The organism is Streptomyces inhibens, assembly GCF_022221585.1.
In the GTDB taxonomy this organism is placed as follows: domain Bacteria; phylum Actinomycetota; class Actinomycetes; order Streptomycetales; family Streptomycetaceae; genus Streptomyces; species Streptomyces inhibens.
In genome coordinates, this window is record NZ_CP084681.1 from 7,357,333 (window position 1) to 7,380,523 (window position 23,191).

General features: G+C 69.3%; 13 protein-coding genes. 10 read left to right on the top strand and 3 right to left on the bottom strand.

All coding sequences use genetic code 11. The features are described 5' to 3' along the window. Positions 1-140 precede the first annotated feature (140 nt). A complete protein-coding gene (locus tag KI385_RS33145) occupies positions 141-1,349 on the bottom strand; it encodes a serine/threonine-protein kinase (RefSeq protein ID WP_238575733.1) in 1,209 nt (402 codons plus the stop codon). A gap of 626 nt (positions 1,350-1,975) precedes the next feature. On the opposite strand from KI385_RS33145, the gene KI385_RS33150 reads away from it, so the two are divergent. After that, positions 1,976-5,272, top strand: coding sequence for an AAA domain-containing protein (locus tag KI385_RS33150; RefSeq protein ID WP_238575734.1), 3,297 nt, complete (start codon positions 1,976-1,978; stop codon positions 5,270-5,272). 847 nt (positions 5,273-6,119) lie between these two features. Here the strand turns inward: KI385_RS33150 and KI385_RS33155 are convergent. Next, entirely contained in the window at positions 6,120-7,574 is a 1,455-nt protein-coding gene (locus KI385_RS33155) for a glyceraldehyde-3-phosphate dehydrogenase (RefSeq protein ID WP_238575735.1), read from the bottom strand. 222 nt (positions 7,575-7,796) lie between these two features. Here KI385_RS33155 and KI385_RS33160 point away from each other — a divergent pair, with 222 nt between their 5' ends. The 3 genes from KI385_RS33160 (at position 7,797) to KI385_RS33170 (ending at position 11,318) form a co-directional block, all read left to right on the top strand. After that, positions 7,797-8,123, top strand: a complete 327-nt coding sequence (locus KI385_RS33160; protein ID WP_238575736.1) for a hypothetical protein — start codon at positions 7,797-7,799, stop codon at positions 8,121-8,123. 251 nt (positions 8,124-8,374) lie between these two features. Continuing rightward, positions 8,375-9,484, top strand: a complete 1,110-nt coding sequence (locus tag KI385_RS33165) for a UDP-N-acetylmuramate dehydrogenase (RefSeq protein WP_238575737.1) — start codon at positions 8,375-8,377, stop codon at positions 9,482-9,484. Between the two features lie 1,015 nt (positions 9,485-10,499). Continuing rightward, positions 10,500-11,318 (top strand): IPT/TIG domain-containing protein, encoded by an 819-nt coding sequence (locus tag KI385_RS33170; RefSeq protein ID WP_238575738.1) that lies wholly within the window; start codon positions 10,500-10,502, stop codon positions 11,316-11,318. Positions 11,319-11,459: 141 nt separating this feature from the next. Here KI385_RS33170 and KI385_RS33175 read toward each other — a convergent pair whose 3' ends face one another. Then, the gene (locus tag KI385_RS33175) at positions 11,460-12,467 is read right to left on the bottom strand and encodes a tyrosine-type recombinase/integrase (protein WP_238575739.1); all 1,008 of its coding nucleotides are present in this window, start codon (positions 12,465-12,467) and stop codon (positions 11,460-11,462) included. A gap of 696 nt (positions 12,468-13,163) precedes the next feature. Here KI385_RS33175 and KI385_RS33180 point away from each other — a divergent pair. The 6 genes from KI385_RS33180 to KI385_RS33205 all read left to right on the top strand — a co-directional run bounded on the left by KI385_RS33180 (position 13,164) and on the right by KI385_RS33205 (position 22,733). Beyond that, positions 13,164-13,700, top strand: a complete 537-nt coding sequence (locus KI385_RS33180; RefSeq protein ID WP_238575740.1) for a hypothetical protein — start codon at positions 13,164-13,166, stop codon at positions 13,698-13,700. A gap of 99 nt (positions 13,701-13,799) precedes the next feature. After that, the gene (locus KI385_RS33185; RefSeq protein WP_238575741.1) at positions 13,800-13,967 is read left to right on the top strand and encodes an IPT/TIG domain-containing protein; all 168 of its coding nucleotides are present in this window, start codon (positions 13,800-13,802) and stop codon (positions 13,965-13,967) included. A gap of 177 nt (positions 13,968-14,144) precedes the next feature. Then, entirely contained in the window at positions 14,145-14,642 is a 498-nt protein-coding gene (locus tag KI385_RS33190) for an IPT/TIG domain-containing protein (RefSeq protein ID WP_281066990.1), read from the top strand. A gap of 67 nt (positions 14,643-14,709) precedes the next feature. Next, positions 14,710-14,916 (top strand): DUF5988 family protein, encoded by a 207-nt coding sequence (locus tag KI385_RS33195; RefSeq protein WP_238575743.1) that lies wholly within the window; start codon positions 14,710-14,712, stop codon positions 14,914-14,916. A 103-nt stretch (positions 14,917-15,019) separates the two neighbouring features. Then, entirely contained in the window at positions 15,020-16,351 is a 1,332-nt protein-coding gene (locus KI385_RS33200; RefSeq protein ID WP_238575744.1) for a beta-ketoacyl synthase N-terminal-like domain-containing protein, read from the top strand. Positions 16,352-16,385: 34 nt separating this feature from the next. Further along, complete coding sequence (locus KI385_RS33205; RefSeq protein ID WP_238575745.1) at positions 16,386-22,733, top strand: type I polyketide synthase; 6,348 nt, start codon at positions 16,386-16,388, stop codon at positions 22,731-22,733. Positions 22,734-23,191: the final 458 nt, after the last annotated feature.

Consider the following 23,191-nt stretch of genomic DNA (forward strand, 5'->3'; position numbering starts at 1 on the left):
TACTCGTGCTGTCCGGTGTGCTTATGGGGGGCCTGCGCGGTCGTCCGGTGAGCCGGGTGCGCTGTATCCAGGGCCATACCGACGCCCCGAGTTCCGCACTGTGTCGGCTCGTTGGCAGGAGGGCGGAGGAGGGCAACGGCTCAGCGCTTCGACCAGGCGAGTGCCGGTCGTCTCGCGTAGCGCTCGCGCAGCTCGTCGGCAACCCTGCGGGAAGCGGGGGGACGGCCTCGCTGCGGTACGGGCTCCGCCGGTCTTCCGCTCCCGGGTTCGGAACCAAGCGCGGTCAAGGGCTCGGGCGATAGAGAGATCTCGACGCTGATCTCGCCCGCAGTGTTCGTACCGGGCTGAACAGCGACGGTGGGGACAGGGGTGTTTCGCTCCCCGGACACCAACTCTTCGCGCAGCAGCCTCTCGAGCGAGTCGAGCCGGTCAAGCATCGGTGCGTCCGGCTGCGGAAGCACCATCGTGGGGTGATCCTTCGCCGTCGTCTCCTGGATCAGCGCGCGTCGTGCGCGGGCTGGACTCGTACCCAGCAGACGCATGAGATCGGCGCACTGCCGGGTCACCTCCTCCAAAGAGGGGCGGTCATCCGCTTTGTGCGCCAGCATCGGCGTCACGACGGAGGCAAGTTCCTTGGGCAGCCCGGACAGATCGGGGTCGACCTCGGGGTTGACCACCTGCGCGGCCACCGCCTCCCACCGGGCGCCGTCGTACGGGTAGTGTTCGGTCGCTGCGTAGAGAAGCACCGTGCCCAGGCCGTACACATCGGCGGCCTGCGTCATGTCCACCTCGCCCAAGGCTTGCTCGGGTGGCATGCAGCGCACTGTGCCGATGACAGTGCCGGCCTGGGAGAGCGAGCCCTTGGAGGCTCCGAGGAAGGCGCCGAGACCGAAGTCGATGATCACTGGGCCGAAGTCGCCCAGAATGACGTTCGGCGCCTTCAGGTCGCGGTGGACCAGGCCCACGGCGTGCACGGCGGCCAGGCCCTCGGCTAATAATGCGCCCAGGCTCGCCACAAGAGGCGCGGCGAGAGGGCCTTGGTCCTTCACGAGGTCGGAGAGCGCGCGACCCGGGACGTAGTCCATGGCCAGCCACGGCTCCTCGGCGAACGGGTCCGCGTCGATGAAACGGGCTACACGGCCCGTGCCGGAGATCGTGCGCGCGATCGTCGCTTCGCGTTCGAAGCGGGCGCGGGTGTGCGGATCCGTGCGGTCGGGCCGGATCACCTTCACCGCGACCGGTTCACCCGCGACGGAGTAGGCGAGGTACACCTCCCCCATGCCGCCCGTGCCGAGCCGCCGCTCGACGAGGTACGGACCGATACGCGGCGGCAAAGTTCTGCCGTTCACCGCACCCCCCTGACTCCCGTAACGACAGCGCGACCTCGCTCGGTGTGTGCATCCACGCGGCCGCAAAAGAACGGCGTGGGTGACGTGGACACCGACGAATCACTGCTACAAGCCTACTGATCGACATCCCGCCGTAGGAAGCGATCACACAGGACTGGATCGACCTTCCGGCCTCTACGTCCGGGACAGGCCGCTGCGGAGGGTTCCCTGATCTCCGGAGACGGCATTCCATCCGGTTCGGATGCCGCTGCATGGCTCAGATCGCGGCGGAAGGCGATGTCTTGGTCGTCAACCGGGTTGGGACTTGTTCTGTATCAGAGCATTTCGGAGGTCTGCACACAGTGAATCCTTGGAGGGCAGCGTGATTGCGGGAGCGCCTCGGAGAGATGGCCTGCGCGTGACCGCGGATTTCGAGGGGCCATCGCTCGTGACAGGACGACTGAGGCGACGGACGAGGAAATGGCGCGGGACTGGGCGCGGTAGTCGTCGGCATCTTGCACCGGCTCCAGCAAGGGCCGTGCGCTCGCTTCTGACTATCCATCACACAACCTCGCTGTATGTCACTTAGTGGGCGTGGGTAGATTTGTCGCTCCGGACACGAGGGCCACAGACAGGGGGACTGGCACGTGGGCTGGCGCGAGGAGATCGCCACGGCGCTCGGTGAGTGGATCAACGTCGAAGGCGGTGCCGGCAAGCAGCCCCGCTGGCAGCGCATCGGTCGGGCGGCACGCACCGGCGATGCCGGCCAGTACGCTGTCGACCTCCGTGGCTCCGATATTGGGCCCGATCAGCTCGACAGCCTGCGGCTTGCCGGACCGGAGAACGACAGCGTCGAGACGAACGGCTTCGCGGTCTCAGAAATGGTCCAGAACGGTTCCCTGCTGACTTTACGGGTGGCCGAGTTCTCGGACGTGGCCGACCCGCACCTGTGGATGCTGAAGCAGCCGCCCACCTTCCTCATCGAGGCCCTGCGTGACGGCATTTCCGGCCTCAGTGAGCACCCTCTGGCGGCAGCCCTGGCGGCTGGCCGCATCGGCGGAGCACCGGCCCACGAGGCAGACCCGCCCGGCTTCCACCCCGCGCAAGGCGACGCGTACCGGGCCTGCCTCGGCGAGGGGGTATACCTGGTGTGGGGCCCTCCGGGAACAGGGAAGACGACCGTCCTGAAGCGTGCCATCGGCGATCTCATCGCAAGGGGCGACCGGGTACTGCTGGTCTCGGCCACGAACATCGCCGTGGACAATGCTCTGCTCGGAGTGGTGCGGGCCAAGCAGCACAACCCCGGCGACATAGTCCGGGTGGGCCCACCGCATCTGCGGGAGGTGGCCGAGGACGCTTCGGTGTCGCTGCCGCTGATGATCAAGGCGCGCTTAGCGGACACGGCTGCCCGGCGCAGCGCCCTCGAAGCCGAGCTCGTCGCGATCAAGCACCGAGCCGAACAGCTCGCCACCCTAGATAGCAGTCTGGCCGGATTCGACTCCTCTTCCTACTTCGCAGCGCTGAAGCTGCTTCGCACGCCCGGTGAGGATCTCGCATCGGCGCGGTCGCGTGAGGAAGCTGCCAGTCGACGTGTGGCTGACTCCGAGGCGATGTACCGGGACGCATTGTCCGAGGTCGAGACGGCCGCGGCCCGCGACAAGGCTGCGGAGTCGTCGCGGGCGCAGTGGCGCCAGGTCGACCGGCTGTCCGAGGAAGTGGTCCAGGTGCGGAAGGCAGCAGAGCGCCGTGAGGCAGCTGCGCTGCTGGCGGAAGGCGCCTGCGACCCCCTGCGCCAGGAGCTGGAGGAAATAGAGGGCAAGGGCGCTATGAAAAAGTGGCGTCTGCGCGAAAAAGTCGGCGAGCTGCAGCGGCAGTTGGCCGACGCCGAGCAGGCTGCCGTGTCCGCCAAGCAGTCGGCGACTGAGGCACGCGCCACGGCCACCACCCACATCGCGGCCCTCGGCGCCCAGATCACAGCTCTGGTCGACACCATCGCGCTCACTCGGGAACAGACCGCTGGCCTGGCGGCCGACGTCAAGGCCCGGCTGGCGGCAGAACAGCAGGCCGGACGTCACTACGACAGGTGCAAAGAGGACAAGGCCCGGGCGGAGGAGGCCGCGGAGCGGGCTCAGCAGGCTGGCGATCTGACGGGGCGGGCCGAGCAGCAGGGCTGGCCGGCCCGGTTCGATCTGGCCCGCCGCCTACGCCCGGCGGTAGCCGCCGACACGACCCGGCAGCCTGCGCTGGAGAAGCAATACCAGGAAGTCCAGGAGGAGTACGAGCGCCTCGCCCGCGACGCCCAGAGCGAGATCATCAAAGGCGCCAAGCTGGTCGCCACGACCCTGGCCCGGTTCCGCACGAACCGAGCGGTCTTCGAGGGCCCGTACGACGTCGTTCTCGTGGACGAGGCAGGCGCAGCCACCCTGCCCGAAGTTCTGCTCGCCACGGGCAAGGCCGGTCGGACCGCGGTCCTTCTCGGGGACTTCATGCAGCTGGGCGCGGTCATCCCGCCCGAGCTCAAGGGACAGGATCGCGCGGACATCAAACGCTGGCTGCTTCCGGACGTCTTCCAGCATTGCGGGATCGCGGAACCGTCCGACGCCCAGGCGCACCCGGCCTGCGTCACCCTCACCCAACAGCACCGTTTCGGCCCCGCCGTTATGCAGTTGGCCAACGACCTCGCGTATGGCGGAGTGCTCGGCGGAGGCAGCCAGACACAGGCAGCCCGCCCCACAGACGACCCGGAGATCGTGCTGATCGACACGGACGGGCTGCACGAGCTGGCAAGGGCGCACCTGACCGGAAGCCGCAGCGGCTGGTGGCCGGCGGGCTCACTGATCGCGAGGGCGCTGGTGGAGCTACACCGCGAGCTGGGCGAGGAAACGGGCATCGTCACGCCCTACCGAGTCCAGTCCGACGCCACTCTGGAGGCCCTGCGGGACGTCGAAGGCTCGGGAGGGGGCGCGCTGGCAGAGGTCGGCACCGCGCACAAGTTCCAGGGCCGGGAGTTCGACATCGTCGTCTTCGACACGGTGGAGGGAGGGGTGGGCAGCCGCGAGCTGTGGATGGCCTGCGCCCACCTCCAGCCGGCGGCCAGCAGCTGGCCCCGGGACGGCGTCCGCCTCTTCAACGTGGCCGTTACCCGGGTCAAGACCCGCCTGTACGTCATCGCCAGCGGCGAACGCGTCAAGAATGCGAAACCAGGAACGGCCCTGGCGCAGCTCGCGGCGCTCATCGATACCCGACGCGGCGTGCGGGTCCTCCAGGCCAAGACCTTGATCACCCCATCGACCGCGCCGCCCACGTTCCGTGGGGAGTTCGGCACCGCGCTCGCCGAGGTGCTGAGCCGGCATGTCGAGGTGACGGAGATCGACGACGAACGCGACTTCTACCGTACGTTCACCGAAGAGATCCGCCACGCACGACATTCCCTGTGGCTCTGGGCCCCCTGGGTGGCGAAGCGGGTCAGCTCCCTGCTGCCCGAGCTACGTGCGGCGGCCGACCGCGGAGTGCGGATCAGTGTCTTCATCCGAGACGACACCGACCAGCTCCAGAAGAAGCCGGCCAACCAGAAACTCATCACCGACCTGCGAACCGTTGCGCATGTGGTCGTACCGATGAACGTCATGCACCAGAAGATCGCGGTCATCGACGAGCGGACGGTCATGCTCGGTAGCCTCAACGTCCTCTCGCAGTACTGGACACGTGAGGTCATGCTGACGATGCGGGGTGCGCACTTCGCCCGGAAGCTGCTGGAACACGAGCATGCGGCGGTCTTCGCGGCTCCGCCCCGCTGCGGACGCTGCGACGGGGCGGAGATCGAGATCCGCCGCAGGCAGAACGGCACCTGGGTCTGGCGCTGCTACACCACCGCCTGCAAGATCACGCCGAGGGGTGGGACGAACGCCTGGACCCAGAACATCCGCTTGGGACGCGGGCGCTGACAGGCTTCTGATGACTGCTTGAATGGTTCCGTCATCGCCTCAAAGTGTGGGTCGTGGTCGTGAGCTGCGCAGACGTCCTGGGCCCGAAGGGGGGCGCGTAACTCGTCGCATACGGGGATGACGCGGGTAGCCCGGGTGCTCGGGCAGTTCGGGCTGGGCAGGAAGCCTGGCAGTGAGAGCACCGAGGGTCTTCCGGGCTGGCGCGGCGGCAGGTGTACGGACTTGCAGCAGTCCGTAGCAGTGTCGTTGCTTCTCTGTCGTGACGCCCATTTGACGCCCCACGCCTCTGATAGACCGCGACGGAAAGGAAAATGTACCCCTGACCTGCTAATTCTCTCGACACCCTCGTGGTGACGCGATTTCTATGACGCATCACGTGGAGCGACCGAGCTTGTTGAGCGGCTCGTCGCCGAAGGTTGCAGTGTCTCCAGCGGCCCCGCTGGGTCGGTGGCACCACCCTCAGGTCATGCGATCGACGGGAGGGAACGGTCTTACGGGGCTCGGAGGCCAGCGGACCGCATGCAGGACCGCGAAGAGCATCGCGGGAGCACTCCAACCGGGGCGTCCCTCGGCCGGACCGGCACTCCAGGCCGGATCCGCATATCCCTGGCCCGAGGCAGGGGGCGCCGGTCCGGGTGAGGGGGAGTCTGCCGTCAGTTGTCAGCGGGCTGCGTGGACGCTTGTGTGTCGTTACCGCAGTTCACTTGGGGGTGAACCGAGCGTACGGCCGGTGCCGGTGCCGGTGCCGGCACCGGCCGGCGGGTGGCGGTGGGAGGGCAGCCGGATGCCGACCGGCGTCGGTTGTCGCCCCACCGCCACCCGCCGTTCGGGACGACGGATCCGACGGTCAGCCGTGATCGACCGCCGGGGCCGGGTAGGTCGGGTACTCCACCCCGGAGACGTGCTGGACGACGCGGATGACCTGGCAGGAGTAGCCGAACTCGTTGTCGTACCAGAGGTAGAGGATCGCGTTGTCGCCGTCGACCTTGGTGGCGCCGGCGTCGATGATCGAGGCGTGACGCGAGCCCATGAAGTCGCTCGAGACCGCATCGGGGGCGGTGGTGAAGTCGATCTGGCGCTTGAGCGGCGAGGTCAGCGACACGTTGCGGAGGTGGTCGAGGACCTCCTCGCGGGTGGTCTCGCGCCCGAGCCGCAGGCTGAGGATCGCGATCGAGACGTCCGGTACCGGGACGCGGATCGAGCTGCCCGTGATCGGCGCCTTGAGGTCGGGCAGCGCCTTGGCGACGGCGGAGGCGGCACCGGTCTCGGTGATGACCATGTTCAGCGGCGCCGAACGGCCGCGGCGGTCGGCCTTGTGGTAGTTGTCCAGCAGGTTCTGGTCGTTGGTGAACGAGTGGACGGTCTCCACGTGGCCGCGCAGGACGCCGTACTCGTCCGCCATCGCCTTCAGCGGCGGGACGATCGCGTTGGTGGTGCAGGAGGCGCAGGACAGGATCTGCTCGTCCGGCTTGATCGTGTCGTGGTTGACGCCGTGCACGATGTTGGGGACGTCGCCCTTACCGGGCGCGGTCAGGACGACCTTGTCGATGCCGGGGCGCAGGTGCTTGGACAGGCCCTCGCGGTCGCGCCACTTACCGGTGTTGTCGATAAGGATGGCGTCCTTGATGCCGTACGCCGTGTAGTCGACCTCGGACGGGTCGTTGGCGTAGATCACCTTGATCTCGTTGCCGTTGGCGATGATCGTGCTGCTCGCCTCGTCGACGGTGATCGTGCCCTGGAACTGCCCGTGGATGGAGTCGCGGCGCAGCAGCGAGGCGCGCTTGACGATGTCCTGGTCGCCGCCCTGGCGGACGACGATGGCGCGCAGGCGCAGGCCGTTGCCGGAGCCGGCCTTCTCGATGAGCAGGCGGGCCACGAGGCGGCCGATGCGGCCGAAGCCGTAGAGGACGACGTCGCGCCCCTCGCGGCACTCGATCTTGTTGTCGCCGGTGGCGCCGGCGACGGCCTGGGCGGTGAACTCCTCCACGGAGAGACCGCGCTCGTCGGTCTTGTACGTGGCGGCGAGCATGCCGATGTCGATCTGGGAAGGGCCGAGATCGAGCGTGGTGAGAGCCTGCAGGAACGGCAGCGTCTGAGTCACCGAGAGTTCCTCGCCGGCGATCTGCCGGGCGAATCGGTGGGTCTTGAGGATGCTGACCACCGACTTGTTCACCAAGGAGCGGCTGTGAAGCAGGACCGTGACGTCCCGCTCCCTGTGCAGCTTCCCGATGATCGGGATCATCGACTCCGCGATCTCCTCGCGGTTCTTCCAGTTGGTGAACGAGTCGTCGTTGACAGTCACAGGTTTATCTTTCGAGCTAGGCGGTGCTCATATGCTAGCCCCTCGCTACTTTGATCATTCAAGCGGTGTCACCTGAGCGGGATGCCGTGATCGGGTCCCAGGGTCACGGCGGCGTGGGGAGGGGGCCGCTGGGCGGGTGTAGAGGTGTTCTGTTTGGGGTGATTTGGGCCGGTTGGTGTGGTCTGAATGGTCCTCGGTATCGGGTCCCGTGGCGGGGGCGCTATGAGCGACAAGGTGCCGTGCAACTCGTTCAAGGGTGCGGTGGCCCGGCGTGACATGCCCCACGTGGTGGCCGGGATTCTGTCCGGCGAGCTGGGGAGCAGGTTGCGGTCCGTGGTTTGTGGCCGGTGCAGGACTGATGGGCCACGGAGACACCTCGTCGCCGAGGCCCGGCTCGTCGGGGGGACGTGGGACGTGGGCGGCGCCGACGTCGCGGCCGAGAATGCCCTGGGCCTCTACGAACGGGTCACCTCGGAGCGCGCCGGCAGCCGGCTGGTCGGGCTGTGGGCGCGCTTCCTACAGTGTGAGGCGATGGTCGTCGCCCGGTAGATCGACTTTGCGCACTACGGCGGCACTGGACGGCGAACTCCGGACGCCGGCCCCCTGCGGCTGACCCGGGCCGGGCGGAGGTGCTAAGGGCGGCGCCCGTCCGGTCGCCCGGCACGGTGGCGGACCGACCGCTGGGCTGTATAGCCCGGTGGCCCGGTGGCCCGGTGGCCCGGTGGCCCGGTGGCTCGGTGGCTCGGTGGCCCGGCGGCTCGACTGTCCCTGATCCCGGCGGACTTGGAGGAGAAGAGACCTTGCGCATCACGTATGGCGCCCCGCTCTCGCCGATGACCACCCTTCACCTGGGCGGGCCGGCCAGGACCCTCGCGGAGCTGGGGGATCTTCGCGACTTACCCGGTGTCGTCGAATGGGCCCGGCAGCACGGCGGCCCCCCGGTCTGCCTGGGGTCCGGCAGCAACGTTCTGGTCAGCGACGCGGGGTGCGACCGGCCCGTGCTGCGGATCGCCACCCGAGGCGTCCGGGTGCTCGGGCCCGCCGGTGACGGGCGGGTCCTGGTCGAGGTCCAGGCCGGGCACCCTCTGGGGGACCTGGTGGACACCGCCATCGGCGAGGGGCTGTCCGGACTGGAGATGCTCAGTGGCATTCCGGGCACGGTGGGCGCCACGCCCGTGCAGAACGTCGGTGCGTACGGCCAGGAGATCGGTGACTGCCTGGTCCGGGTCGAGGCGTGGGACTGGAAACTGGGCCGCAGGGTGACCTTGTCGGCCGCCGAGTGCGCCCTGGGGCATCGCACCAGCAGGTTCAAGGGCTCCACCCGCTGGACGCTCCTGGTGCTGACGCTCGCGCTGCGGCCCTCCAGGCTCAGCGCGCCGCTCACCTACCGGAGCGTGGCCGAGGTTCTCGACGTACCGGTGGGCAGCAGGGTGCTGCTGACGGACGCGGTGCGGGCGGTGCTCACCGTCCGCCGTGGGAAGGGCATGGTGCTGGACTCGGGCGCAGACCACCGGACGGTCGGCAGCGTCTTCCTCAGCCCCAGGGTCAGCGGGGCGCAGAGAGCCCGGCTGCGGGCGGACGGTGCGCCGCTGAACTCCTTCTCCGACGGCTCGACCAGGGTCAGCGCCAGCTGGCTGATCCAGCAGTCCGGTTTCGCGCTGCGCAGCCCGCTCGCCGAGGGGGTACGCGTGTCCTCGCGGCACTACACGCTGGTCGCGCGGTCGGGGGCGAGCGCCACGAGCTTCGGTGAGGCGGCCGACCGGGTGTTCCGGACGGTGCTGCACAGCACCGGCATAGCGCTCACCTCGGAGATCGATTTCCTCGGTGACCCGTCGAGCCGCCCGCTCTGCCTGTCGTCACCGGCAGCATCGGCAGCGTCAGTAGGTACGGTCCGTCGACCACTCACGTGAGCGCGCCCATCGGCAACTCGACCGGCGGGTAGGTGTGTTGGGTGATGGCGTCGGAAGGCAGTGCGTGGCGTGTGGCTGGTGCCCCCACCGGGGTCGAGGCCGTCAGGGTCGGGTCGTCGCCCGCCACCACACCCGCCGCCTGGGCGCCTCTGACCGGCGACCAGGCCCCGTCCCGCGCCGTCCAAGAACGTGTTGTGACTCACGTTCAGTGAGCCGCCTGTGGCCAGGTGTTGACCGTGACCTTGCAGCAGACGGCGGAGATGCCGGTGCGGCCCGAGTGGGACGGCTCTTGCCGATCTTTCCCGGTGGTCCCTGTGTTCCCGATGGTGAGGGAGAGGGCCGGCTGGTGTGTTCGCCGGGCCTCGTCACTTCGGGAGAAGGAGAACTGGGCCGATCACTCGGGACGTTGCGGGTGTGCCGGGTGTGCCGGGTGTGCCGGGTGTGCCGGGTGGACGGGAAGACCGGAAGGAGCGGAAGGAACCGGCTCTGTCGTCGTCGAGTCGAGGTGGGCGTGGAGATCAGCGACTGCAGTACCGCGTACGAGCTCCATCTGGACCCTGAGCGAGTGACGGCAAGCGATGTGGTCGGCAGCGAGAGTGGTCGGCAGTGGTCGGCAGTTGTCGGCGCGCAAGGCGGAGTGGCGGGAACTTGCCTGTTGGGCCGGGGGTGTGAAGTGGAGGTCATGTGCGCTGCGCCGTAAGGGTGGTTGTGTGTCAACGCGATTGTCCGGTGACAACCCTTCTGGGTTACTGGTGAGGCCTGGTCGGTGGGCCGTCCATCCCCCTCGGGCTTCAGTAGTCGGCCCACCCGCCAGCCCTCTTCGCTGTAGGGCTTCGAAGGACGGCCAGTAGCGCGACGGCCCTTTGCACGCTCCATGTGTGAGCGGGCCGGGTGTGCGCCGCCTGTGTTGTCCTCCCGTACGGCCGACTGCTGCCAGTGCTCGGGCTCCGGTTTGTGAGCCGTATCTGTCACGAGCGGGGCCGAGCGACAAGCCGCAGACAGCAGGAGGACCTTCATGTCCAGTCCCACACCCCAACTGACCTTGCCCGTGCAGCTGCCCGGCTTCGGGCCGATTCTGCTCGCCGTGCTGCCGAACTCGGGGCCGGCCGCTGGCAACAACACGGTGACACTGTTCGGGCTCGGCCTGGCCGGCACCAACAGTGTTCTGTTCGGGGGCCAGGCGGCCACCATCGTCGGACAGGACCCGGTGGGGCTGACCGTTACGGTGGTGCCTCCGGCGCACGCACCTGGTGCCGTGCAGGTCACCGCCACCAACGGGGCGGGCACCACCAACCCGGTGACCTACATGTACGTGGCACCGACCCCGCCGGTCGCCGCGGCCATCGTCCCCGTTTCGGGACCGACCTCGGGGAACACCCCGTTCACCATCGCCGGTTCCGGTCTGCAGAACTCCAGCGTGAACTTCGGTATCACCCCGGCGACCGTACTGGGCACGGACCCCACCGGCACCCTGCTGTTCGGTGTCGTCCCGGCCGGGCCCGTCGGCGGAGGCAACGTCCCGGTCACCGTGTCGAACCTGGCCGGCAGTTCCACCGTCCCCGGTGGGTACACCTACCTTCCGCCGGTACCGACGGTCACCGGAACCGTGACGCCGGCTTCCGCTGTCGCGGGAGCCGCCTTCACCATCACCGGTACCAACCTCACCGGAGCGACCGTGCTCTTCGGGGGCACTCCCGCCACCGGAGTGGTGGTCGGCGTGGGCGGCACCTCCCTGACCGGGATCGTGCCTCCGGGCACGCCCGGGTCGACCGTCGGGGTGATCGTGCAGACCGCGGGCGGCACCGCGAACGCCGGGTCGTTCACCTATCTGTGAGGGCCCGCTCCGACGGACGACGGCTCGGGCCGCGGCTCCTGAGGTCCATCAGCAGCGTATGACCTGCCTGGACCTCGCTGAGCGGCCCGGTGCTGTCGCCCCGTAGGAGGGCGCACGCACACCGTTCGGCCCCCGTCCGGATCACGGGCGGGGGCCGAACCTGACCGTGGCTCCCAAGTCGCTCTGTGCGCGGCCGGGCTGCCTGTCGGGGGGCAGATAGCGCCGGGCGGTGTCCAGCGAGGGGTGACCGGCGACGCTGCACAGCTCGGGCAGCGAGAGTCCGGCGTCGGCCAGCCACGTCAGCCCGGTGTGGCGCAGATCGTGGCGTCGCAGGTGCTCGTGACCGAGGCCGACCACGACGTCGTCCCAGTGGGTCGCGCTGCGTAGCGCCGCGGTGGTGAACCGGCTCCCGAGCGGACCGGTGAACAGCCGGACCAGAGGGGTGTGACGCGCGGCCGCCAGCCGCCCGGCCACCAGTTCCCGTGCGGCCGGGCGCAGCGGCACCACACGCTGATTCCGGCCCCGGTACGCGCGGTCGGCCAGACCGTCCGGCTCGGAGGTGGTGAAGCGGCGGACCTGCCAGGTCCAGGTGCTGATATCGATGTCCTGTGCCTGCAGTCCGGACACTTCACTGAAACGGGTACCGGTCCACGCGGCGAACCGGACGATCTCCCCCCACCCTTCGTGGCCGTCCGAGGAGCGTTGGACGAGTGTGGTCGCCAGTTGGTCGAGTGCCTCCGGATCCGGCAGGGCCAGCGAACGGGGCGTTGTGCGTTCGGTCTGGGCGCGTTGGTACTCCTGCTGCCAGCCGGCCACCCGGGCCGGATTGGCGTCGAGTACACCGTCGCGTACGGCCTGTTCGAGGACGCGGATGAGCACGGCAAGGCTGTTCTTCACCGTCGACAGGCCGCATTCGTCGGCGATCCAGCAGTGCAGCGCGCGGTTGACGACACGGCGGGTGACCTTCGGGACGAGGATGTGTCCGATGCTGGGGACGACACGCAACCGCCACCCGGCCCGGTAGGGAGACATGGTCAGCGGTTCCAGGCCGTCCATCGCCGCCGACCACCTCCGTTCTCCGTAGTCCGTCAGTGACGTCGTGTGTGCGCCGGTCTCCAGGGGAGACCGGAACACGCCATTACTGTTCATTCTCGAATCACCTTGCCTGAGAGAGAGTTTCCGGCCGTTCGGTGTTCTGAGTGCGATGGACTCTTGAGCGCGAAACCGGTGTTCCGGAGCGGTGCCACATGACACGAGGGACGGTGCTGTGAACGGTGCTGTGAACCGAGCGCGCCCTGTCGGAGAGCGCTTCGATGTGCCGCCTTGTGTGCGGGGGTGACAGCCGTACCGGGGGCTGAGAAAGGCCGGGCTGTGCCTCGCGCCGACGCCGCCTATTGCCGTTGCGTGGGCGGTAGTTGAGTTCCGCGCAGGGGAATGACAAGCGGCGAGCTCTCTGCTGCACACGGTTTCATTTCGCGACCGAGCAGGAGCAGTGAGCAATCGAGCGCTTCATCAGTCATGGGTCGAATAAAGGCATCAACTAAGGCCACTGCGCAAGTTGGTACGAGATTGCTCTTTTCACGCTGCTCCGATCGGGTGGCCTTATCGGTTGACTGTTGTAGCGCGCCGTGGCGCATGGATAACTAGTTGCATCCAACCGGTGGGCCGCCCATCCTCTCCGGGGAGCGGCATCTGGCCTACTCGTTGGCCCGGCCCCGTGCCTGGTTGCGGTCAGACCGTGATGCCGTATGGGCGTCCCCGGTAGAGGGTTTTGGATCCGTCAGCCGGTGTCGGTAACTCGGCACCGGCTGACCGGCCACCGCCACCCGATCCAGGGGGCGCGTCATGCGAATCATTTCCACCATTCGTTGGGTCAACGGCGTATGCGCCTTGATCCTGGGCCTCACCGCGACACCGGCAAGTGCCCGGTCCGGCGGTGAATCGGACCAGGCGGTCCCGGTGCCCGGCGAGGAATCGGCGCTCGTCGTAGCGGTCAACGCGGTCAACGCGGTCAACGCGGTCAACGCGGCAAACGCAGTCAATGCAGGTGCGGCGGGTCTCCCGCGTCCTACCACCGTGGTTTCCCCGGTGGGACTGCGCACCCCTCCCGCTCGCGCGGAATCCGCCCGGAATTCCCTCGCCACCGAGGTGGACGCAGATCGCTACGTCCCCGGTACCGCGGCGCGACCCGGACCGGACGCGATCACCCTCCCCGGCAGTTATGCCGAATCCCCCTGTCCGGGCAGCGGTATTGCCCACGTCGTCGGGGGTATCTCCCGCCACTTCGGCCCGGTCACCCTGCCGGCCGTAGTTGTCCGGGACAACGCACCGGACAACGCGCCCCGCACGGCGGTGTCGCCGGTTGTGCCGGTTGACAACTGACCTCCGGACGCAGGGGTCCGGCCGCTTTCCGGTCGACCCCACATTCGGATATGTCCCGCAACTCCAGAACGCCCGCAACTCCAGAACGAAGGAAGAGCGATGCTGCTTTCCCCGAGCCAGGGTTCTGCCGGTGGTGGAACCACGGTCTCCATGGCCGGCAGCCTCGCCCGCGTCACCGCAGTGAAATTCGGCGACGAGCCGGCGGCCGTCGGCACCCACGCCCCGGTGTCCGTGCGCGTCACCCACGTGCCGGGCCCGGGCGTCTGACCGGCCGGCCACCGCTCCACCGCTGCCCCGGGCGAGCCTGACCGGCTCCCGCAGCCGGCCGGGACTGCCCCCACGGGAAGGGATACGGCAGTGCAGGCTTCACCGAGCAGTCCAGCCCCTTTGGCACCGAAATCCCGGACCGGCATTCCCCGCCACTCCCTCGACGCCCCCCAACTCATGGCCATGGCACCTCAATTGGGGCCGCTCGCGGGTGGCAATGCCGTGACTCTGACCGGCATCGGCCTCTCCGATGCGACCGAGGTGCACTTCGGCGCCGTGCGTGCGGGTCACTTCACGGCGGGCTCGGACACCCGGATCGAGGTCACGGCCCCCGCCGGCAGCGCCGGGAACGCGCCGGTCACCGTGACCACCGCCGGCGGAACCAGCGACGCGGTCTCCTACGCCTACCTGCCGCCACCGGTGGTGACGACGGTCTCTCCACGGACACGGCCGAAGTCCGGCGGCGCCCTGGTCACCCTGACCGGCACCGGACTCGGGCGCACCGTCGCCGTGTTGTGCGGGGCCGTGCCCGCCGCCTTCACCGCCGTCGACGACCACCGTGTCGCCGTCGTCGTACCGCCCGGCCCGGCGGGCCCGGTCCCCGTCATCGCCGTCACCCCCGGCGGCAGCAGCACCGCGGTGACGTGCACCCGGGCCCTGCCGCCTCACCTGTGAAGTCGGCCGGCACAGAAATGAGGGAGGCGGCCGAGAAATCCACCGCGAAAGAACACGGGAGTGAAATATGCCTCGTAGAAGGTTAGTGATCCTCGTCGATGGGCCGGAGGGAAAGGCCCTGCCGCAGAATCCACGCGACGATACAGGCAATCCGATAAGGCTCGTGCGGGGAAACGGGTACGAGCGTTTCGAATTCTACGGCGAATACGTAGAGGTGGATGGAGATCGGGTCCCCGTATATCGCTGGTGTTACCGCACGTCCATTGCCGAGTAGGCGCTGTGCGGTACGAGGAGCAGGCCCATCCGAAGAGGGGAAGAAACATGAAGATCCTCGTTGGTCACCTCGTGAGTGACCTAGGGAGTAACGGAGTTGTGTCGTGAACAGAGAATCCGAGAAGTTCGAAGAGCGCGACGCCCGCCGGAGCGCTGTGGTGACCGGTGTCGGATTCTGCCTGCCCGGTCAGGCAGAGCCGGTCTTCACGGCCGACGACGTGTGGAACATCGCCGCCAACGGCCAGTCATGCCTCCAACGGAACGAGGTCTACTACGGTTCCGTCGAACTCACCCAGGAGATGTTCGACGAACGCCTCCCGGACGTGCCCCCGTTCTTCTCCCGGCATTACACCTCGGCGCACCGTTTCGGTCTGGTGTCGATGGCGGAGGCATGCCTCGATGCCGGGCTGAGTTTCCGCGACGGAGCGCTGAGTGAAGCCGCGATCCTGGTGGGCCGCGGCGGCGTGGACGCGAACATCGAAAGCTACTTTTCGGTGCTGCGGGCCGATCCCGGCACGACCACCGCACCGGAAGCCATGGAATTGTTCGTCGCGGCCCAACAAGCCGTGACACCCTCCGATGTGGCACTGGTGCAAGGGGCGCTGACCCGGTCCAACGGCCCCTGCTACACCGTCTCGTGCGGCTGCGCCTCGTCCGCCGTACAGATCGGCAACGCCCGGCGGATGATCGCCCAGGGCGAGGCCGACATCGTGGTGGTGACCGGCGTCGACGTCTTCGACGTCCACCTCATCCAGAACATCCAACGCCTGTTGTTCGGTGCGCAGGGAAGCTACGACTCCCTGCGCACGCCCGGGATGCCGGACCTGCTGCCGTCCTTCAGTTCCCTGATGCGGCCCTACGACCGGCGGGCGGACTGCATCAACCACGGCGAGGGCGCGGCAACCGTGATCATGGAAAGCCGGGAACACGCGGCCCGGCGCGGTGCGCACATCTACGGCCAGGTGCTGTCCACCGCCATGACCCGGGACGGGCTGGCCAACCCCCTTGCCTGTGACGCGACCGGCGCCGAACTCGTCACCGCCGTCCGCCGCTGTCTCGGCGACCGGTGGAGCATCGACGACGTGCCGTACGTGCACGGCGGCAGCGACGGCAATGTCGTCGTCACCGCCTTCGAGGCCAACGCCATCAGCGAGCTCTACGGGCCCGAATCCCAGGTGCTGATGACGTCCCAGGAAGGCTGCTTCGGCCACAACGGCGCGCCGGCCGGATGCCTGGGCGTCGCCATGACGCTGATGATGATGGAGCGAGGGCAGGTGTGCCCCACCGCCAACTGCGAGCAGCCGGCCGACCTGCCGTTCGACCCGGTCCCCGGTGTGCGGACCCGCCCGCTCGACTTCGACTACGCCCTGACCTTCAACTACCAGGTCGGCGGCGTGAAGAACGCCATCCTCCTCGGCAGCCCGGATGCCGTGTGACCGCGGACGGACTGCGCCGACGTACGGAGACGAGATGAACAACGACACGCATGACTCGACATCCACCACACCATCCACGCAACAGGCGGAGCAGATCGCCGTGATCGGCATGGGATGCCGGCTCCCCGGAGACACCGACTCACCGGCAGCCCTGTGGCGGCTGCTGGTTGACGCACGCGACGCGGTGGGTGAACTTCCCGCCGAGCGCCGGCGCCTCGCCCCGGGGGGCTCCCTCGGCCGGGGGGATCCTGAAGCGGCACCCCCTGCGCAGGGCGGCTTCCTGCGCGATGTCACGGGCTTCGACGCCGCGTTCTTCGGCGTCTCGGGCCGCGAGGCCGACGTCCTGGACCCCCAGCATCGTCTGCTGCTGGAAGTCACCTGGGAGGCCCTGGAACACGCGGGCCTCCCGCCGGACCGGATGGGAGGCACACCGACCGCCGTCTTCACCGGGATCAGCTACAGCGACTACATGGACCATCTGGCGGGAGCGCCCCAGGAACTGGCGGGGTCGATCCTGACCAATGGCCACTGTGTGGCCGCCGGCCGTGTCTCCTACCTGCTCGGACTGCAAGGACCCTGTGTCGCACTGGACACCGCCTGCTCCTCCTCACTGGTGGCCGTGCACATGGCGCGCCAGGCGCTGTGCGCCGGTGAGTGCGACCTGGCCCTCGCCGGAGGTGTCACGCTCACCTTCCAGCCGCGCATCACACGGTCCTTCGCCAGGATGGGGATGCTGTCGACCGGCGGACGCTGCCGGACCTTCGATGCCGACGCCGACGGGTTCGTCCGCGGGGAGGGCTGCGGCGTCGTCGTCCTCAAACGCCTCGCCGACGCGGTACGGGACGGTGACCGGATCCTGGCGGTGCTGCGGGGCTCGGCGACCAACCAGGACGGCTCGTCCGAAGGGCTGGCGGCACCGTCGGTCACCGCCCAGCAGGCCCTGTACCGGGAAACCCTCATGCGCTCCGGGGTCGACCCCCGGGACGTGGGGATGGTGGAGACCCACGGCACGGGCACCCCGGTGGGTGACCCGATCGAATTCGCCAGCCTCGCCGACGTCTACGGCGACGGGCCGGGCCGGTGCGCCCTGACGTCGGTGAAGACCAACGTGGGGCATCTGGAACCGGCCGCCGGAATCACCGGACTGATCAAGAGCGTGCTGTGCCTGCAACGCGGCACCATTCCGGCGAACCTGCACTTCAGACGGTGGAACCCGGCCATCACGGCACGGGACACCCGCTTCTTCGTCCCCACCGAGCTGACGGCATGGCCCGTTCAGGCGCCCACCCGCCTGGCCGCCGTGTCGTCCTTCGGTTTCTCGGGGACCAACGTCCACGCCCTGCTGGAGCAGGCCCCGCAGCCGTCGGCCGCCCGGCGCCGTACCTCCGCCGAGCGGCCGACGCAGACCGCGCCCGATGTCTTCCTCGTGGCGGCCGGTTCTGCCGACGCGCTGCCCGCCGCGGCCACCCGGCTCGCGGACTGGATGGAGGGCGAGGGCGCGAACGTGCCGCTGCGGGACATCGCCCACACCCTGGCCCTGCGACGCTGCGCGGGCCGGGGCCGGATGGGGCTGGTGACGTCCACCCGCAGGGAACTCACCGGCGCCCTGCGGTCCTTCGCCGCCGGGCAGCGGCAGCCCTCGGTCGTGACCGGCGCCGTGGGCGCCGCGGTGGAACGGCAGCCGGTGTGGGTGTTCTCCGGTCACGGTTCACAGTGGCCCGGCATGGGGCGCGGCCTGCTGCGGGCCGAGCCGGCGTTCCTCGACGCGCTGACCGAGGTCGACGAGCTGATCCAGGCGCAGAGCGAGGTGTCGGTGCTCGATGTGGTGCGTCATGGCAAACCTGTCCACGGGTGCGCCACGGTGCAGCCGGTGCTCTTCGCCCTCCAGATCGCCCTCGCCGCCACCTGGCGCTCCTACGGTGTCGAACCCGCCGGGGTGATCGGCCACTCCATGGGCGAGGTCGCCGCGGCGGTGGTGGCCGGAGCGCTGACCCTGGCCGACGGCGTCCGGGTGATCTGCCGGCGCTCCGGTCTGCTGAGCGATATCGCCGGCACCGGCAGCATGGTGAGCGTCGGCCTGGACGCCGCCGCGGTGCGGGAGGAGTTGGCGGACAGTGCGGTCGACACCGTCTCGATCGCCGTACTCTCCGCGCCCGACTCGACCGTCATCGCCGGACGAACCGCGGAGGTGAGCCGGCTGGCCGCCGCCTGGGAGGCGCGGAAGATCCCGGTGTTCCCGATCGCCGTGGACGTCGCCTCCCACTGCCCACTGGTGGATCCGGTGCTGCCGGCCCTGCGCACGGCCTTGGCCGATCTTGCTCCCCGGCCGCCCAAGGTGCCGTTCTACTCGACCGTCGTCGCAGCCGGTGAGACGCCGGCCTTCGACGCCGACTACTGGTGCGACAACCTGCGCCGCCCGGTCCGGTTCGCCGAGGCGGTGGCCGCCGCTGCGGCCGACCGGCACGCGGTCTACGTCGAGATCTCGCCCCACCCCGTGGTCGTGCACTCCGTCGACAAGAGCCTGGAGGGTCTGGTCGGTGACCCCGTCGTGCTGCCCACGCTGCGCCGCGACGAGGACGACCAGACCATGGTGCGGACCCAGCTCGCCGCACTGCACTGCGCCGGTGTCCCGGTCGACTGGCACCACCTCTACGGTGACGGAAACCTCGTGGACGCTCCCACCGTCACCTTCCACCGCCGCCACCACTGGGCGGCCGCCGCGCACCCCGCGGACGGCGCCACCGCCCCCAGAAGCCATCTGCCCGGCCAGCACACCGAAGTGCCCGGTGAACCCACGCGGCACTGCTGGCACGCCGACACCGGCACCGACGCACTGCCCTGGCTCGCCGACCATCGTGTCCACGGCAACCCGGTCTTCCCCGGAGCGGCCCACTGCGGCCTCGCCCTCATGGCGGGCTGCGAGGTCTTCGGCGTCGCCCCGCACGAGGTGGAGGTCACCGACATCCACTTCGAGCAACTGCTGCGGCTGGAGCGGCAGACCGAGATCAGCACGGTCGTCACGATGACGGCACCGGACCGGGCGCACTGCGAGATCCTCGCGCGCGACGAGGAGGGCGCATGGGAGCGGCAGGCCGACGCGGTGCTGCACCGGCTGAGCGTACGGCCCGAGCACCGGCAGCGGTCCGTCGACGCCATGAGCCTGCGTCACCCGTTGCCGCTGGATCCGGCCGACCTCTACCAGAGCCTGCGCCGCCGCGGACTGGAACACGGCCCGGCCTTCACCGGTGTCACGCAACTGCACACCACCCGCCACCACGACAGCTTCTGGGCGGAGGTCGGCGTCCCGTCCGAGGCGGACACGCCCGCACCCGGGCTGCCGGTCCACCCGGTACTCCTCGACATCTGCGCCCAGCTCGCCGTGGCGACCCTGATGGACCAGGAGGACCAGGGACTGGTGCTGCCGGTGGGCATGCAGGCGCTGCGCGTCATCGGCGATCCCTTGAGCGCCGCGTACTGCCACGCACACGTCAGCGAGGTCACGCCGGAGGCCGTCGTCGCGAACGTGCGCCTCCTGGACGACAGCGGTGCGGTCGTCCTCGTCGTCAACGGCCTGCGCTTCGCACGACGGGCGGTACGCGGAGCACCGGCGGTGGACGACTGGCTCCTCGAGGTCGGCTGGCGGTCCGCGCCCCGTGCGACGCCCGACGGGGGCCACGCACCGGGGAGTTGGGTGATCGTGGGGGAGGCGGACGGCTCGGCCCGGGCGCTGGCCTCGGCCCTGCGGGCGCGTTGTGCCCGCACGGTGGTCTGGGATCCGCCCCTGGAAGACACCCCCCTCGACACGTTCCGCGACTCCCTCACCGAGCGTCTGGCCGCCGCGCTCGACACCCCGCGCGGTGTGGTGCTGGTGTGCGGAGGCGCGAGTGGCGGGGAACCGACGGAGCAGTCCTTGTGGCGCACCCGCAGGCTGCTCGGCGCCGTTCAGGCGATCACCGCCACCAACACGTCACCGCGTCTGTACGTCGTCACCCGGGGGGCCCGTGGCGTGGTGCCGGGGGACGTCATCGACGTCGGCCAGAGCGCGGTGCGCGGACTGGTGCGGGTCGGTGCGCTGGAGCATCCGGAGCTCCGGCCGGTGCTGGTGGACGCCGATCCGCACGATGCCGATCCCGAGGAAGTGGCCCTGGAACTGCTGGCGGACGCGGACGACGACGAGGTCGCCCTGCGCGCGGGCGGCCGGCATGTGGCCCGTCTGGAACGTGCCGCACCGACACGCGACCGGGACCAGATCGCCACCCCCTGCACCGTGCGGTACGGAGTGGACGGGTTCCGGCTGCGCGCCGGCAGCCTGGGCGATCTGTCCACCCTGGAGTACGCCGTCACCGGACGGCGTGCCCCACAGGCCGGTGAGGTCGAGGTACGGATCACCGCCGCCGGTCTGAACTTCCGTGATGTGCTCACGGCCATGGGCCTGCTGCCCGGTGACTCGGACGTCCGCTACCGGATGGGTTTCGAATGCGCCGGTGTGGTGAGCGCGGTCGGCGCCGGGGTGCAGCGTCCGCAGGTCGGGGACGAGGTGATCGCCATCGATCTGCGAGGCGGAGCGTTCGGCTCCTTCCTGACCGTCCCGGCCGAAGCGGTGGCCCCCGTCCCGTTCGGCATCGAACCGATCGCCGCGGCCGGGCTGCCGATCGCCTTCGTGACCGCCTGGTACGCGCTGCGCCGGGTCGCCCGGCTCACCTCCGGGGAACGGGTGCTGATCCACTCGGCCACCGGTGGCACGGGTCTGGCGGCGATCGCGGTGGCCCGGCTGCTGGGCGCCGAGGTGCTGGCCACCGCCGGCAGCGAGGACAAGCGCCGCTATCTGCGGAGCATGGGAGTCAGCCATGTCATGGACTCCCGCACGCTGGACTTCGGCGAGCGCACCCGCGAGGCGACAGGAGGCGAAGGCGTCGATGTCGTCCTCAACTCACTGTCCGGAGCGGCCATCCGGACGGGTCTGGAGACGCTGCGCCCGTTCGGCCGTTTCGTGGAGCTGGGGGTGCGCGACATCCTTTCGGACGCTCCGTTGGGGATGCGGCCGCTGCGGCACAACGTCACCCTGAGCACCGTCGACCTGATCGAGCTGCAGCGGAACCGCCCCGAGACATTCGCCGAGGTGTGGAAGGAAGTCCTCACGGCGTTCGAGGACGGCCGGCTCAAACCCCTGCACTGCACGGAGTATGCGCTTCCGGAGGCCACAACGGCCTTTCGCACCATGGCAGCCGCCGACCACGTCGGCAAGCTGGTACTGACCGTGCCCCGGCATGGGTCCGCGCCCGCCGTGCTGCCCGAGATGGACCTGCCCGTACAGGAGGGCGGGGCCTACATCGTCACCGGCGGGCTGGGCGGCCTCGGCCTGGCCACCGCGAAGTGGCTCGCGGAGCAGGGCGCCGGGCACCTTGTGCTCAACGGCCGCTCCGCCCCGTCCCCGGACGTCGCGCAGACGCTCGCCACATGGTGCGGCGACACCACCAAGGTGTCGGTGATCCTCGGTGACATCGCCGAACCGGGCACCGCGGAACGGCTGGTGTCCACGGCGGTGTCCGAGGGGCGCACACTGCACGGTGTGGTGCACTGCGCCATGGTGCTGGACGATGCCGTGATCACCAACGTCACCGACGACCAGCTGAAGCGGGTCTGGCTGCCCAAGGCCGTCGGCGCCTGGCATCTCCATCACGCCACGGCGGGACACACGCTGGACTGGTTCGCGGTGTTCTCCTCGATGGCCTCACTGCTGGGCAACCCCGGTCAGGGCGCCTATGCCGCGGCGAACTCCTGGCTCGACGGCTTCGCGGCCTGGCGCTCCGGACGGGGCCTGCCCACGTTGTCGGTCAACTGGGGGCCGTGGGGCGAGACCGGTGTGGCGACGGACTTCAGCCGCCGCGGTTACCGCACCATTCCCACGGATCAGGGCCTCGCGGCCCTGGACGCGTTGCTGTCCCAGCGACGGGTCCAGACCGGTGTCATCCCCGGCCCGCCGGACACCTGGGTGCCGCCCGCGGGCCGGCATCTTCCGTTCTTCGGCGGGGTGTCCGGCGATGCCGCGGCGGAGCAGGCCGCGCCCTCCCAGGCCGGCCCCGAGGACATGCGTGCCCGGCTCGCCGCCCTGCCTGCCGGTCTGGCGAGACGGGCGGCGCTGGAAGACCATCTGTCGGACCATGTGCGCGCCGTTCTCCGGCTGGGGAAGGGCTCTCTCGACCCGCAGACCCCGTTGAAGTCGCTGGGGTTCGACTCCCTGTTGGCCATGGAGCTGCGGGCGCGCATCGAACGCTCCTGTGCCGTCACGCTCGCGCGGGACTTCGTGTGGAAGCATCCGACGATCGCGGCGCTCGCCGTCGGTGTCGCCGAGCTTCTGGGCGTGGAGCTGGCGGCGACGTAATACCCTCACCGGTCCTTGCGGATCACTCGGCGTTCGGCGGGCACAATCGTGTGCCCGCCGAACGCCGATTTGTTCAAGCGTGCTTCCTGAATTTACCGGGCGGAACCAGTACCATACATAACTGGGCGCACCGGCCCGGTAATTGCTAATTCACCTGCGCTCCGGCCGCTGTTTTTCCAGCGTCCCGCCGCCACCTGGTCGTCATCTGCAAGATGCCGTCGCCTTCTCGCGTATTTCTGTCAATGCACAACCGTTTTCTTGTGCTGATATTACTTCACCCCTCAATCTTCCGGGTTGCTCTCTTCGCTTCGCTGTGCGCCTTCCGGGGCGGCCTGCGCACTGCTTGAATGAATGAGGTAAATCGAGGTGCGGAATCCCAGTACGCGGCGGCCCGGTGAACTCCGAAAGCCGCCGGCGGAACAGAGCGAGGATGGCGCCGGTAGCCTCACAAGGCGAAA

Excerpts from the sequence above, each read along its gene's own strand:
- KI385_RS33205 (WP_238575745.1), top strand. The coding sequence starts at position 16,386 with ATGAACAACGACACGCATGACTCGACATCCACCACACCATCCACGCAA.
- KI385_RS33180 (WP_238575740.1), top strand. The coding sequence starts at position 13,164 with ATGCGAATCATTTCCACCATTCGTTGGGTCAACGGCGTATGCGCCTTG.
- KI385_RS33160 (WP_238575736.1), top strand. The coding sequence starts at position 7,797 with ATGAGCGACAAGGTGCCGTGCAACTCGTTCAAGGGTGCGGTGGCCCGG.
- KI385_RS33185 (WP_238575741.1), top strand. The coding sequence starts at position 13,800 with ATGCTGCTTTCCCCGAGCCAGGGTTCTGCCGGTGGTGGAACCACGGTC.
- KI385_RS33190 (WP_281066990.1), top strand. The coding sequence starts at position 14,145 with ATGGCCATGGCACCTCAATTGGGGCCGCTCGCGGGTGGCAATGCCGTG.
- KI385_RS33195 (WP_238575743.1), top strand. The coding sequence starts at position 14,710 with ATGCCTCGTAGAAGGTTAGTGATCCTCGTCGATGGGCCGGAGGGAAAG.
- KI385_RS33170 (WP_238575738.1), top strand. The coding sequence starts at position 10,500 with ATGTCCAGTCCCACACCCCAACTGACCTTGCCCGTGCAGCTGCCCGGC.
- KI385_RS33175 (WP_238575739.1), bottom strand. The coding sequence starts at position 12,467 with ATGAACAGTAATGGCGTGTTCCGGTCTCCCCTGGAGACCGGCGCACAC.